The organism is Paenibacillus sp. FSL L8-0708 (assembly GCF_038009325.1).
GTDB lineage: Bacteria > Bacillota > Bacilli > Paenibacillales > Paenibacillaceae > Paenibacillus_AQ > Paenibacillus_AQ odorifer.
Genome location: NZ_JBBPBC010000001.1, coordinates 4,459,090 through 4,471,958, shown reverse-complemented (window position 1 = coordinate 4,471,958; position 12,869 = coordinate 4,459,090). Strand labels below are relative to the sequence as shown.

At 42.4% G+C, this 12,869-nt stretch carries 13 protein-coding genes; 8 read left to right on the top strand and 5 right to left on the bottom strand.

Annotation, left to right across the window (positions count from 1 at the left end):
• Positions 1 to 186 precede the first annotated feature (186 nt).
• Both NYE58_RS21550 and NYE58_RS21545 read left to right on the top strand, forming a co-directional pair.
• Positions 187 to 705, top strand: coding sequence for a sigma-70 family RNA polymerase sigma factor (locus NYE58_RS21550; protein WP_076128340.1), 519 nt, complete (start codon positions 187 to 189; stop codon positions 703 to 705).
• The gene (locus NYE58_RS21545) at positions 698 to 1,633 is read left to right on the top strand and encodes a DUF4179 domain-containing protein (RefSeq protein WP_076128342.1); all 936 of its coding nucleotides are present in this window, start codon (positions 698 to 700) and stop codon (positions 1,631 to 1,633) included. Before NYE58_RS21550 ends, NYE58_RS21545 begins: the two co-directional genes overlap by 8 nt.
• Positions 1,634 to 1,703: 70 nt before the next feature.
• On the opposite strand, the gene NYE58_RS21540 is transcribed toward NYE58_RS21545, so the two are convergent.
• Both NYE58_RS21540 and NYE58_RS21535 read right to left on the bottom strand, forming a co-directional pair.
• Positions 1,704 to 2,147 (bottom strand): DUF441 domain-containing protein, encoded by a 444-nt coding sequence (locus NYE58_RS21540; protein ID WP_076219219.1) that lies wholly within the window; start codon positions 2,145 to 2,147, stop codon positions 1,704 to 1,706.
• 1 nt (position 2,148) lies between these two features.
• Positions 2,149 to 3,153 carry a YpdA family putative bacillithiol disulfide reductase gene (locus tag NYE58_RS21535; protein WP_036688007.1) on the bottom strand — a complete coding sequence of 335 codons (1,005 nt, stop codon included), beginning with the start codon at positions 3,151 to 3,153 and terminating at the stop codon, positions 2,149 to 2,151.
• Between the two features lie 179 nt (positions 3,154 to 3,332).
• Here NYE58_RS21535 and NYE58_RS21530 point away from each other — a divergent pair, with 179 nt between their 5' ends.
• The 4 genes from NYE58_RS21530 to rsgA all read left to right on the top strand — a co-directional run bounded on the left by NYE58_RS21530 (position 3,333) and on the right by rsgA (position 6,810).
• On the top strand, positions 3,333 to 3,929 hold the full coding sequence (locus NYE58_RS21530) for a DUF2087 domain-containing protein (protein ID WP_341002998.1): 597 nt from the start codon (positions 3,333 to 3,335) through the stop codon (positions 3,927 to 3,929).
• Positions 3,930 to 4,049: 120 nt separating this feature from the next.
• Positions 4,050 to 4,505, top strand: coding sequence for a DUF3939 domain-containing protein (locus NYE58_RS21525; RefSeq protein WP_036688004.1), 456 nt, complete (start codon positions 4,050 to 4,052; stop codon positions 4,503 to 4,505).
• Between the two features lie 160 nt (positions 4,506 to 4,665).
• Positions 4,666 to 5,337 carry an HAD family hydrolase gene (locus NYE58_RS21520; protein WP_076277253.1) on the top strand — a complete coding sequence of 224 codons (672 nt, stop codon included), beginning with the start codon at positions 4,666 to 4,668 and terminating at the stop codon, positions 5,335 to 5,337.
• A 381-nt stretch (positions 5,338 to 5,718) separates the two neighbouring features.
• The gene (gene rsgA, locus NYE58_RS21515; RefSeq protein ID WP_076133795.1) at positions 5,719 to 6,810 is read left to right on the top strand and encodes a ribosome small subunit-dependent GTPase A; all 1,092 of its coding nucleotides are present in this window, start codon (positions 5,719 to 5,721) and stop codon (positions 6,808 to 6,810) included.
• A gap of 103 nt (positions 6,811 to 6,913) precedes the next feature.
• On the opposite strand, the gene NYE58_RS21510 is transcribed toward rsgA, so the two are convergent.
• The gene (locus NYE58_RS21510) at positions 6,914 to 7,540 is read right to left on the bottom strand and encodes an FMN-dependent NADH-azoreductase (RefSeq protein WP_076128352.1); all 627 of its coding nucleotides are present in this window, start codon (positions 7,538 to 7,540) and stop codon (positions 6,914 to 6,916) included.
• Positions 7,541 to 7,662: 122 nt separating this feature from the next.
• On the opposite strand from NYE58_RS21510, the gene NYE58_RS21505 reads away from it, so the two are divergent.
• Positions 7,663 to 7,890: a hypothetical protein gene (locus NYE58_RS21505; RefSeq protein WP_038571602.1), complete on the top strand. Its 228-nt coding sequence runs from the start codon at positions 7,663 to 7,665 to the stop codon at positions 7,888 to 7,890.
• 2,015 nt (positions 7,891 to 9,905) lie between these two features.
• Here the strand turns inward: NYE58_RS21505 and NYE58_RS21500 are convergent.
• Entirely contained in the window at positions 9,906 to 10,145 is a 240-nt protein-coding gene (locus NYE58_RS21500; RefSeq protein ID WP_036687997.1) for a hypothetical protein, read from the bottom strand.
• Positions 10,146 to 10,287: 142 nt separating this feature from the next.
• Between NYE58_RS21500 and NYE58_RS21495 the strand changes: the two genes are divergently transcribed.
• Positions 10,288 to 10,968 (top strand): hypothetical protein, encoded by a 681-nt coding sequence (locus tag NYE58_RS21495; protein WP_076277255.1) that lies wholly within the window; start codon positions 10,288 to 10,290, stop codon positions 10,966 to 10,968.
• Here NYE58_RS21495 and NYE58_RS21490 read toward each other — a convergent pair.
• Positions 10,955 to 12,658: an alpha-amylase family glycosyl hydrolase gene (locus tag NYE58_RS21490; RefSeq protein ID WP_341002996.1), complete on the bottom strand. Its 1,704-nt coding sequence runs from the start codon at positions 12,656 to 12,658 to the stop codon at positions 10,955 to 10,957. The genes NYE58_RS21495 and NYE58_RS21490 overlap by 14 nt on opposite strands.
• Positions 12,659 to 12,869 lie beyond the last annotated feature (211 nt).

Here is a 12,869-nt window from a genome sequence, read left to right as displayed (position 1 = left end):
TTTTTGGAAAAATAATTGAACACCTTAGTGGTCCTCTCGAAAGAGAAGGCCACTTTTTTTGAATTCCAATCAGGGTGGCGGCACACAGTAACTTATACTATGGCAAAAATTCTAAACGGAATCTGAGTCTTTTCGGAGATCATGTGCGTCTAAAGCTTATAAACATCATGAAAGGAAGTGAGGAACGTGAATAAAACCACGCTTGAGGAAAAGGCGATAGCAGGTGATGAAGACAGCTTTACTGCGCTTATTGACGGCATGCAGGAGCGTTTATACCGAATGGCCTACTCCTATGTGCGGAATCAAGAGGATGCGCTGGAGATTGTGCAGGAGACCGTCTTCAAAGCCTATATCTCCATTCATAAATTGAAGCAACCGCAATATTTTAAAACTTGGCTCACCAAGATCGCTGTCAACTGTGCGCTGGACTTTATCCGTAAATCTAAAAAAATCGTGTATATAGATCAAGAGCTGGGAGGCAGCTATGCTCCGAAATCTAGGGAAGAAGTTATGGACTTGCATGAAGCGCTCAGCGGCCTTGATGAAAAATCAAGAATGGTGATTGTGATGAGATATTTGGAGGACTTGCCCATAAAGGAAATTGCAGAGGTTCTCGATATGCCCCTGAGCAGTGTCAAAACCGTTATTTATAGAGGTTTGGAAAAATTAAAAATAAGTATGGAGGAGAGTGAGTACTTTGGATAAGCAACTAGAACGTCTACAGCAAGCCTATAATGAGATTGAAATTCCTAAAGAACTATCATTCGCTTCTCGTAAAGGAATTGAAAGAGGAAAAATCTATAAACAGAAAAATAGTTCTTCAAAACGGGCCTTGAAATGGACAGGATCAGTAGCTGCTGCTGTATTGATTTCTTTTACGGTGGGTGTAAATACGGTTCCTGCTTTTGCGAGTAGTATGGATCAAATACCGGTTCTAGGTAAGCTGGTCAGTGTTCTGCAATTTACGGAAGGAAGTGCAGGCGGTGGAACCATTCAGGATGGAGTAGATGTGAACTTTATTTCGGTGAAACAATTGAAGAATAGCGATCAATTGATTTTGAATTTTGCAAATCCGGATGAAACACAACAGTTAGCAAGCTCATATAACGTAAAGTTTACGGAAAATCCGGCAACAATGACGATTACAGTAAGTGGGGCGAGAAAATTCTCAGCAGTCAAAGATCTGGAGACATTAAAACAAAGCCGATATGTCCAGGATGCTTATCCACTAATTACGCTAGATGATTCGGCTATTCGGTTCAATGTCACGCTTACGGACTCGGTTGCTTATGAGGTAAAGGAATATAAAGAGCCAGCACAGGTAGTGATTACGTTAAAAGAGAAAGGAGACGAAGTAAAAGGGGGCTCTGTATATTCGTTAAGAACGGTCTCACAGCCTTCTGGTGAGGCGCTGGGTATGGCTGAAGAAATGTTATATGGGTTAGAGGATGTGCGGATGTTAAAGGATGAGAAGGGCTTATATCTCGTGGAAGCAGGATATTTTAATACAGAAGAAGAGGCTTTGAAGCAGTTGCAGAAAATTAAGACAGAGTATGGCGTTGAAGATTTATTAGTCGTTGAAAAAAGAGCGGTGCAGCAAATTCCGCAGTCCATTTCTCAGGTGGAGGAATAATGAAGAAGAAGGTTCAATAAAAGGCACAATAAAAAAGACCGCCAAAAGCGGTCTTTTTTGTGCTGTTCTATTACATTTTGCCGATCATAAGTGATAAAATGCCGGCTGCGATCAGCGGTCCGACCGGAACGCCTTTAAATAACGCAACCCCAATCACCGTGCCAATCAGCAGACCTGCAACAACTGTGGGTTGGTTGGTCATGAGCGTAGCACCGCGGCCTCCAAGAAAAGCGACGAGAATGCCAATAGCGATAGCAAGCAAGGACTTCCAGTGCAAGAAGGATTGACCGACTGTCTGCAGCGATATTTTGCCGCTGGCTAATGGGGTCATGACCCCGATGGTCAGGATGATAATCCCGATGGTTAAACCGTATTTTTCTAGCCAAGGAAAAGTTTGCTGTAAGCCAAGTACTCTTAGCAGTAATAGGACGACCATTGCTATTGTTACAGGGGAATTGCTGCTGATAACTCCGAGCGCTGCAAGTCCAAGCAAAAGCAAAGAGGTCATGTCCATCTTAATGTTTCAACTCCTTAGGATTAGAACTTTCTTTTGACACAATGTGATCTGCAATAAGCTTACCATGCCCTCTTCCGGTCTCAATAAACACTTCGTTAGCATTGCGGCCGGAGGCGATTACTCCAGCAACATACAACCCTGGAACATTACTTTCCATGGTAGAGGTGTTAAAAGCAGGCTTATCCATGTCGTCATCCATGATCACACCCGCTGAAGTGAGGAGGGTACGGCTCGGACGGAAGCCAGTCAAGGCAAGAACGAAATCATTATCCAATGCTTTCTTGTCCCCCTTATGATCCGTAACAATTACTGAGCTTGCAGTAATTTCAGTGACACGCGAGCCTAAGTGCAGAGTGATTTTCCCTTTTTGCACCATGCCTTCAAAGATTGGCCGAACCCAAGGTTTAATATTCTCTGAGATGCTTTCACCACGATATACCATATCTACCGTAGCTCCTACACGCATAAGCTCCAGTGCTGCATCTACTGCGGAATTACTGCCGCCAATTACAGTTACCTTCATTCCCGTGTAAGGATGGGCTTCACCGAAATAATGAGTAACTTTAGGTAGTTCTTCACCTGGAATGCCAATCATATTCGGCTGATCAAAATAACCTGTTGCTATAACTACATTTGCAGTGATACGTTTCTGATGCTCACCACGCATATTTGACGTATGTACGGCAAAGGTTCCATCTTCAAGCGGTTCAATGGATAATGCTTCTTCATAAGCGGCGATCTCTAGACCATATTGCTCGGCGGCTCGGCGATAATAGACAAGCGCTTCATGACGGTAAGGCTTGTCGTTGGTCGAAGTGAAAGGAACATCCCCGATTTCTAATAACTGAGCCGTACTGAAAAATTGCATATTTGTTGGATACAAATAAATGGAGTGCACAATAAAGCTTTTTTCAATGATAAGGCTGGACAGACCTTGGCGTTGGCATTCAATAGCTGCCGAGAGGCCGCAAGGACCTGCACCGATAATAATGACATCTTTCATAAAGCGGGTTACCTCCTGATTGTTACTATCTTTTCTTTAAATCCTACCCTAAATTCATGAATTTTTCCATAAGAGCAGATTGAGTATAATAACCATTGCAAGAACAACGTTGATTATTATATAATTAGATATATATCTAATGTATCAATTTATTGTGAAATTCTAGGAGCGTGAACCCAGTGCAGTTGGAGAAAATCGTGAGTTATCATAAAGCTTTAGCTGATCCAACGCGTCTTCGCTTATTGTTGCTTCTGTCCCAAGGAGAAATGCACGGGCAAGCGCTGGCTGAGAAGTTGAATTTATCGCAGCCTACAGTCACTCATCATGCGGCTAAATTACGTGAAGCGGCTCTAATAAAGGAAAGACGCGACAAAAATACAGTTTACTTTAAGTTGAATCCGGAGTTTATCAATAATGGGGCTGAAGCTTCACTGCAATTTATTTTTTCGAAAGGAGCTGAGGATATGGAAGAGCAATTGCCTGAGAATAGTCTTCAGGATACTGTAATTCGTAATTTTTTCTCTAAAGATGGCCGGCTGCGGCAAATTCCCGCACAATACAAGAAGAAATTGATAGCGCTTCAATACATGGTTGAGAAGCTAGAGCCAGGTGTTGTTTATACGGAAAAGGAAATCATTGAGTTTATTAAGCAGTTTCATGAAGATTTTGCCACTATTCGTCGTGAATTCATCATGCATCAGTTTATGTATCGTGAGAAGGACAAGTATGAACTAAATCCTCGAGAAGTATGGACTCGGTGGGAATATGTCAAATAATGATCTTTTAAATATTAACATTCTGTGTCGATTTGAAATGTACTGATTAATTATTCGAATTTCGAATAAAATGGAATTGTAAGCGTTATCTGAGACATATTTAGAAAGGAGACTTTCGTTATGTTATTTAAACGCACAAAAAAGCAACCCAAATCAGATCATGTAACCGTCACATTACCTCAAGTGAAACAGGCGATTCGAAAGTTCGAAGAAGATATGCCTGGACCTATTAATAGAACAGCATTAATCTTAGAGGACAAAAGAATCGATATGAGTCGTCTGAAACGTTATTTGGGTGGAATACCCGAACGGAATTTCTATATGTCTCGAGAGACCTATGAAATTTTCGAGGAAGAAGACAAGTTAGTACCGTATTATCTGGATTTAGTTCAGGCTGCTGTAGACAGTTATATTAGTGATACAGGCAAGCTACCACTGCTTGAAGACACCTGGTTGCCAGAGGTTCATTATCGGTTGTTATCTACAGAAAGTTATCTAAAAGAAACACCTCCTTTTCCGTTGTATATTACGGATGAAGAAATGATGCTGACCCATCGGGCAGAGCATTTCGAGTAAAGGAATGACGCAGATATGAATCTTCACAAAGACTGTTCAGTAAAAGGGAAGCCACAAATCCTTTTTGTTGAATAGTCTTTTCTTTGTCTCTAAAGGCATAGTACAATTACATTCTGTAGGTTAGGTTTGAAAATTAACAGCATGTAAGGGGAATTGCTTGATGAAGGAAGTACAAGCTATTTTATTTGATCTGGACAATACTTTAATGGATCGCGACTATACATTTCGCAGCTTTAGCACTCAGTTCGTGCAGGATTTTCTTGGGCATCTTGAACCTGCGGAAGCGCAGGCCGTGATCGAGGATATGATCCACAGAGACGCTGATGGCTACCGTGATAAAGACGGATTTTTCTTAGAACTTAGTGAGATCCTGCCTTGGGAAAAGCCTGTGTCGGCTGAACATATCCGAGCGTATTATGATGCGAGCTACATCAATCATGGTGCAGCCATGGAGCATGCTTTGGAGATTCTGGAGTATTGCGTGGAGCGTGGATATACTTTGGGGCTGGTCACCAACGGTAAAAAAGAAATCCAGAACACCAAAATTGATATTCTCGGCCTGCGAGAGTACTTCAAGGCTATAGTTATATCTGGAGAAGTTGGCATTGCGAAGCCTGATCCTGCGATTTATCAATTAGCTTTAGACAGGCTGGGTGCCTCTGCGGATCAAACCTTGTTTATAGGGGATCATCCGGTAAATGATATCTGGGGGGCAGGTAAGGCTGGCCTTGAAGGGATATGGCTGCAAAGGAAACATCCTTGGGATGATCAGCTGGACATCCAACCTTGGAAAATGATCCGTGAGCTGAAAGAATTAGAGGCTATTTTGTAATCTGGAAAATTTGGGGTTGACATTTTACTGCTGCACCAATTATGATAACAGCATCTTAAATTTCGGAAGGAGACGATGTTTTATGACAGTTTTAAATGTAATGAACTCAACTGTTGTGGATACGTGTCTTCCGGGAACAGCTGCTGCCGAATAATTGATTTGGGCAGTTTAGCAGGTAAGCTCAATTACGCTTATTAGAGCCACCGGGAACCGTATAGGGTCCGGTGGCTTTTTTGCGTGTGTAGAAAGATTGGATTTGGTGTAATAAATCCACATGTCTATATACCGCCGCCGGAGTCTTTATTTCCGGCGGCTTTTTGTGTTCTCGGAAAACGCCAAGGGGCAAGAAAAAACATAAACATATCTTTTAGGAGGAAATGAATGAATAGCATAAAGCAATATGGTTGGAATGAAAACTGGAGTACAAAATGGAATGAAAAGTGGAGTCATGCAGAGGATAAACAATTTATTCCCGGGAGAATCGTTGGTGACTTTGGCAGTAAGTACAAGGTGTTAACTGATGTAGGAGAGACGTGGGGAGAGCTTGCCGGGAAGCTGAGACACACATTTGTAGCCTCGGGTGATTTTCCTGCCATTGGAGACTGGGTAGCATTGGCGATGCAAGATGGCGGCGAGCATGGAATCATACATGGCGTATTGCCTCGGCAGAGTGTGATCTCACGCAAGGTCGCAGGAAATACACAAGATGAGCAAATTGTTGCCTCCAATGTAGACACATTATTTCTGGTCAGCGCGTTGAATGATGACTTTAATGTTCGCCGGATGGAGAGATATCTGATCATGGCTTGGAATAGTGGGGCAAATCCAGTTATTCTACTCACTAAAGCGGATCTTTGTCCTGATGCAGACAGTAAAATCGCTGAAATGGAGAGCGCGGCTCCCGGAGTATCAGTACATGCTGTTAGTGCAATACAAGATGAAGGACGCGAGAAGCTGCTGCCTTACATTGGTGAGGGTCAAACAGTAGCTCTTACGGGCTCTTCCGGTTGTGGGAAGTCGACAATGGTCAACTGGCTATGCGGGAAGAACCTTCAGATTACGCAGGATGTTAGAGAAGGGGATAGCCGCGGACGTCATACTACTACCCACCGTGAACTGTTTGTTTTGCCGGATGGGGGGATTATCGTAGATACACCGGGGATGCGGGAGCTGCAGCTCTGGGAAGATGAAGGTGGTCTTGATCTAGCGTTTAGTGATATCAGCGGTCTAGCTTCTAAGTGCCGGTTTAGTAACTGTAGACATGAACGCGAAGAGGGCTGTGCTGTACTGGAAGCAGTCCAAACAGGTGAACTGGAAGAGAAGAGACTATTCAACTACCGAAAAACACAACGAGAAGTATTGTACCAAAATAATAAAGAAGCCAAGCTTAAGAGAAAAAGCGCAGCTTCCACTAAAGTGAGTTCATCCAGAACCAGAGGATACGGATGGCGTAAAGAGCTGGATGAATATTAAAAAGAATTGATATAACGGCATAGACATTGAAAAAGGGCGCCCCTTAGCTTTTGAAAGCTAAGGGGCGCCCTTCATTATTGAATTGAATCTAAACGGTTATGGTTTAGAAGGATGCAGCAGTTTCCTTAGCCAGTTGCAATCCGTTTTCAATGATTTCAGCGGATTGTGCTGGAAGTTGGTTGTGGCCTTCGATGATTACTTGTGTAATATCTTTAATTCCCCACAGGTTAAGGTTACCAACGATGAAGTTTACTGCCATTTCAGCACTTGCAGCAGGACCTTCAGAGTAGATACCGCCTCTTGCATTCAGAACGATTGCTTTTTTACCTGTCAAAAGACCAACTGGACCTTCAGCAGTGTAAGAGAATGTTTTACCAGCTTGGCAAAGGTAATCTACATAAGTGTGCAATACAGCAGGTACAGTCATGTTCCACAGTGGGAAACCGAATACTACCTTATCTGCAGCGATGAACTGATTAAGATATTTATTAACGATAGCGGCACCAGCTGCTTCCTCAGGTGTTGCTTCGTATCCTTGAGCGGCTTTATACATACCAGTGATCAGGGTATTGTCGTAGTATGGAAGTTGCTCTGCGAACAGATCAAGCTCAGTGATTTCATCTTCTGGGTGGTTGAGTTTGTAGCTCTCCAAGAATTCATTGTACAGCTTAACACTTACGGATTGTTCTGCTGGACGGTTGTTTGCTTTAATAAATAGAACTTTAGACATTATGATTTCTCCCTTGCATGTGTGTATTTAATATTAACTATATTTAATATAGCATGTAATCTTTTGTTTGTAAATTATTTTTTTGTTCTTGAAATTTGTTTGCGGTTAAGGAGTTTGAAAAAATGAAAACAAGGTTAATAGGTGATACAAGAGAACAGGAAATAATTTCCTGTCTCTATAAGTTCCAGAATGATCTAAAAGGAGCGATTGACATGTCCATCGATCGGTTTATCATTAAAAAATTGGACAGCTGTCACGAAGAGCATACGCGTCAGAATTTAGTGAAGCTATTTAGACTTCGAATCCAGAAAGCTGAAAAAGCAGAGCAGAAGAATTACAAGATCAGCTGATAATTGCTTAGCTCTTCCTAATAGTAGATTTTTCGCTGAATGAGACAGAGTCCTTGGGTTAAAAAAGTGCGTAAATATAGCAGAGCAGTGATCCTCCCGTTAAGGGGGGGATCACTGCTCTGCGTTTTTTAGTCCTGGCAGATTGCTTCAGCATAAAGGGCAGCAAATGAAAGCCAACCTACGACAAACGTCGCTTTTGGCAGGTGACATAGTAGGGTCAGGCCACCCGCTACATCTAATCTGATGACCCATGCAAAGTCATTTGTTGAGTAACATACCAAGTCAACTGCTAAGTTACACACTGAGTCAGTCACACGCCAAGTTAACGGCTAAGTTACTAACTGAGTCACATAACTAGTAACGTGTAGGTCACTAACTGAGTCACACATTAAGTCAACCGCTAAACGACTTACTAAGTCACACAACAAATCTCCCGCTGAGTCACACACCAAGTTAACGGCTAAGTCACCTCACTGACTAACACAACTAATCACCCGTTGATTAACTCACTGAGCTACACACCAAGTAACACCAAGTCACCCGCCGAGTAACTCACTGAGCTACACACCAAGTCACCCGCCGAGTAACTCACTGAGCTACACACCAAGTAACACCAAGTCACCCGCTGATTAACTAACTGAGCTACACACCAAGTCACCCGCCGAGTAACCCACTGAGCTACACACCAAGTAACACCAAGTCACCCGCCGAGTAACCCACTGAGCTACACACTAGTAACACCAAGTCACCCGCTGAGTAACCCACTGAGCTACACACCAAGTTAACGGCTAAGTCAGACAACAAATCACTCGCTAAGTGACCTTCCAAGTATCCTCAGCGGCCAACGGACTCAGATGACGCTATATGCGAATTTTCAGTCATTAGAGCAGAGTTTCGGAACCCAGCGCAGCTATTCAGCTTTTTGAGGTCGATAATTAGTGCTTTTCGCGCCAATAGCGCCCCTGGGGTCCGATAGGATTCCAAATGAGCCCAAAATTTACGATTAAGGTCATCTGAGTCCGAAAGCATCCAACTATGAGTCCAAAAGCAGTGGCTATGAGTTCAAAAGCAGAGACTAAAGCTACAACAGTAACAACTATGTACGCGACAGTAGCAACTATGTACACGATAATAGCAACTAAAGCAAACTGAGTTTCGAATTTTGATTACCGCGGACTCAGATGACGCTATATGCGAATTTATGAGCATTAGAGCAGAGTATCGGACTCCAATGCAGCTATTCGGCTTTTTGAGGTCGATAATTAGTGTTTTTCGCGCCAATAGTGACTCTGGGGTCCGTTAGAATTACAAATGAGCCCAAAAATTACGATTAAGGTCATCTGAGTCCGAAAGCAGTGGCTATGAGTTCAAAAGCAGCGACTAAAGCTAAAACAGTAGCAACTATGTACACGACAGTAGCAACTATGTGCACGATAGTAACAACTATGCACGCGACAGTAGCAACTATGTACGCGACAGTACCAACTATGTACACGACAATAGCAACTAAAGCAAACTGAGTTTCGAATTTAGATTACCGCGGACTCAGATGACGCTATGTGCGAATTTATGAGCATTAGAGCAGAGTTTCGGACTCCAGCGCAGCTATTCAGCTTTTTGAGGTAGATAATTAGTGTTTTTCGAGCCAATAGTGACCCTGGGGTCCGTTAGAATTCCAAATGAGCCCAAAAGTTACGATTAAGGTCATCTGAGTCCGATAGCAGCCGGCTATGGGGATGGCCGGCAAGCAGCAATCCAAACGTGCCATGAAATAGCACAAAATCAGTACAAAGTAGCACCAAGCAGAACCAGCGAACCAAGGTCCCTGACTTTGAGAGTTGAAGCTATGTTTGCCTATGTATGCGCAAATAGTATCTAAATCAAACGGAGTGTCATTTTTGATCAAGTTAGCATCAAAAAGACAACGGGTCCAAGCAGCACCTCTTGGCTACTTAGGACGTTCCTTATTAGAAAGCTGAGGACAGCAATGTTGTGACAAAAAAACTACCCCTCCATTAATAGAGGGATAGCGCCAATGAATCATTTTCACTGTAACTGTGCAATATAGCTTCAGAGCCTTTAATTTCGATACTAATCAGAGAATTGAGGCATTTCTGGAGGGCACTTTTGCCCTTTTGAATTTTGAGCTCCAGCGTACTGTTAAGTAATCTAAGTACTTTTTGAGTGGGCTGTTTATTTTCTGTTGTGAAATACACAGGTACAAGTTTGTTCTGAAATGTGATGAGCATTCTCATTTTGAAATCACCTCGCTACAAGTATTTCATGTTAATGATCATACCCCTTGTTTCTTAATTTTACCTTAAAATTAGCTTATGATAACATAAAGATTGCTAGTTTAATATACATTTATATGTAATACAGGAAGGATACAATAATGTGAATGAGAAAGAACGAACGGATTTAACGGATTTAACGGAATTTTTATTTCCAGATCGGGTAACCGACCAAGTAGTTTTAAATGAATTGTTAAATACTGCGTCTACAGCAGAAAGGATAGGTAGATTCAAATATAGAGAGAAGGAGAAAACTAAAGATCTGTGTTTACAAATACATAAGGATAAAATACTAGCCTACTGCAATAATACACCGGACTCTCCTCCGTGTGTGCTGAAGAACAGAGAGGAAACAGAGAGCTTTTGTCTCGAGTTGTTCGAATGTGAGAGAGCGATGGAGCCCTTTGCTCACGGGATTCCGGCGTTACTAATGTCAAAAAAAAGGTTCAAGGAGCTGAAAAAAGGCTCTGATTCCTCTACGGTTCACAGACTCTCAGAGTGTTTAGCTGCAGAGACAGGAGATGATGTCCATTCCAACCATCTTGCACAAGTGATGAAATGCTTCGACGCAGAGGGAGAATTGCGACTCTGTATTTCTAGTGAAAATGGCTGGAAGTTTCAGTATGCTAGCTTCATAAGCGATCATTCAAGTGGCTGGTTGCTGCGCATGAGCAGCGATCCTTCCCAAGACTGGATTGTAGCTCTTCCTATATCGAAAGCACAATTATGTGGTTCTGTGGCAGAGTGGGTTTTTCATTCCTCCTCTTTTCCTAGTCCACAATAACCGTTGAATAAGGAGGAAGAGTAAGCTGATCTGAATTTAAGGTCACTTTGTCAGCAGTTGTCTTTTGGATCTTGGTGTAAGAGATACCCTCGGCATTTGGATGAAGCGTAATGATTTGTTCATCTCCAGTTAGGTTATGAACAACGAGGACTTGATCCTCTGTTGTTATACGTTCGTAGGCCATTACCCCTGCATTGCCAGAAGTGTAGTCTCGAATTCCGCCATCACGGAGCGCAGGGACTTCGTTTCTTAACGCAATGAGTTCGCGGTATCTTTTAAGCAGTGAGCTGCTGTCGTTAGTCTGGCTTTCGACATTAATGCTAACATCATCAGCGTTATTGCTGCCGACCTCCCAAGTAGTCTGCCCCTCAACCTGATCCGCTGTCATCCATCTCATGGGCTCACGAATTCCTTCATCTGGTTTTACACCAAGCATTCCTATTTCTTCACCATAATAAATAAAAGGATTTCCAGGCAAGGTTAACAGCAGGGCTGCTGCCATTTTTGCATGATCCAGATTGCTGTCTAATTGACTCATGACTCTGTTTTGATCATGATTTGTCAAAAAAATTGCATCGGTAAAATGGCTATCAGATATTTTGGAGTACAAATTATACGTACGTTCCAGCGTAAAGGCAGTCCCGCTGTCTTTTTCAGTTTTCACGGAATTAATAAGGGTCTCAGCTAACCCGAAGTTAAAACTAGAGTCGAAGGCTTGATCCAAATAAGCCCCTACGGTGACTGCAGAATTCTCCCATACTTCGCCGACAATATAAGCTTGAGGATTCACTTCATTCATCGCTTTGCGGAAATCCTGCCACCAAGATACATTTTTATTAGTTGTGGCTTGGCTTTTGTCGCTTAGAAGGTCTTCGTAAATATGTTTAGCAGCGTCTAAACGAAATCCATCAACCCCTTGTTCCAGCCAAAACTTACCGATATCCTTCATTTCATTACGAACTTCCGTATGATCAAAATTTAGATCAGGCATGCCTTCCCAAAAGCCACCTAGATAATGACTACCCAGTAAAGAGTGCCATGCACTGCCACTACCAGCGGCACTAGCTCCATTGGCAGGGCGTCCTTGATCTTCAGCCCATATGTACCAGTCGCGATATTTGCTGTCTTTATTTTTAGCGGAATCTACGAACCAAGGATGTTCTTTGGAGGTATGATTCACGACCAAATCCATAATTACTTTAATCCCACGTTTATGCGCCTCCGTAACGAGCTCTTGTAAATCCTCAATCGTCCCATAATCTGGATTGATTGCACGATAATCTGTCACATCGTAACCATGATAGCTTGGTGAAGGGTTAATAGGCATAAGCCAAATCCCACCGATCCCCAGATCGTCTGTGGTGTCAGGATTTCCGTCATTTAAGTAATCTAATTTCTTGGTAATCCCTTTGAGGTCACCGATGCCATCCCCGTCAGAGTCATAGAATGAACGAACAAAAATCTCATAATAAACCGTTGAGGGCTGTTCGTCAGTGGTAATCGTTTTTGCAGCGGGAGGTGTTGTAGTATTCTGAGCTGTATTTGCTTTTGGCGATGGAGAAGGGGAGGCAGAGGAAGGAATATTGTTATTATTTCCTGAACAACCGGATAGCAGAACGGCAGTTAAGCTAAGAGTCAAAAGTCCGTTTATAGTGTGTTTTTTGGCGATAGATGTTGCTCGTTTATCCATATAAAATAACCCCTTCTGCTGCAATTTTCCTATAAAGGAAATGGTAAGCGCTTTAATTCTTATAGTACTGTAATCAAATCCTCAGGTAAAACGTTTGCACAGATATAAAAACAGCAAATTCAGTGATATTTATCCATAAAATCATTAAAAACCGCTGATATCATGGATATTCTTTTAATTCCCCACGATATTCGGGATTTTAACCTTTCAG

What these genes read in the sequence shown, in the direction of transcription:
- NYE58_RS21540 (WP_076219219.1), bottom strand. Translation starts at nt 2,147, where the DNA reads ATGGACATGACCTCTTTGCTTTTGCTTGGACTTGCAGCGCTCGGAGTT.
- NYE58_RS21535 (WP_036688007.1), bottom strand. Translation starts at nt 3,153, where the DNA reads ATGAAAGATGTCATTATTATCGGTGCAGGTCCTTGCGGCCTCTCGGCA.
- NYE58_RS21525 (WP_036688004.1), top strand. Translation starts at nt 4,050, where the DNA reads ATGTTATTTAAACGCACAAAAAAGCAACCCAAATCAGATCATGTAACC.
- NYE58_RS21520 (WP_076277253.1), top strand. Translation starts at nt 4,666, where the DNA reads ATGAAGGAAGTACAAGCTATTTTATTTGATCTGGACAATACTTTAATG.
- rsgA (WP_076133795.1), top strand. Translation starts at nt 5,719, where the DNA reads ATGAATAGCATAAAGCAATATGGTTGGAATGAAAACTGGAGTACAAAA.
- NYE58_RS21510 (WP_076128352.1), bottom strand. Translation starts at nt 7,540, where the DNA reads ATGTCTAAAGTTCTATTTATTAAAGCAAACAACCGTCCAGCAGAACAA.
- NYE58_RS21505 (WP_038571602.1), top strand. Translation starts at nt 7,663, where the DNA reads ATGAAAACAAGGTTAATAGGTGATACAAGAGAACAGGAAATAATTTCC.
- NYE58_RS21500 (WP_036687997.1), bottom strand. Translation starts at nt 10,145, where the DNA reads ATGAGAATGCTCATCACATTTCAGAACAAACTTGTACCTGTGTATTTC.
- NYE58_RS21490 (WP_341002996.1), bottom strand. Translation starts at nt 12,658, where the DNA reads ATGGATAAACGAGCAACATCTATCGCCAAAAAACACACTATAAACGGA.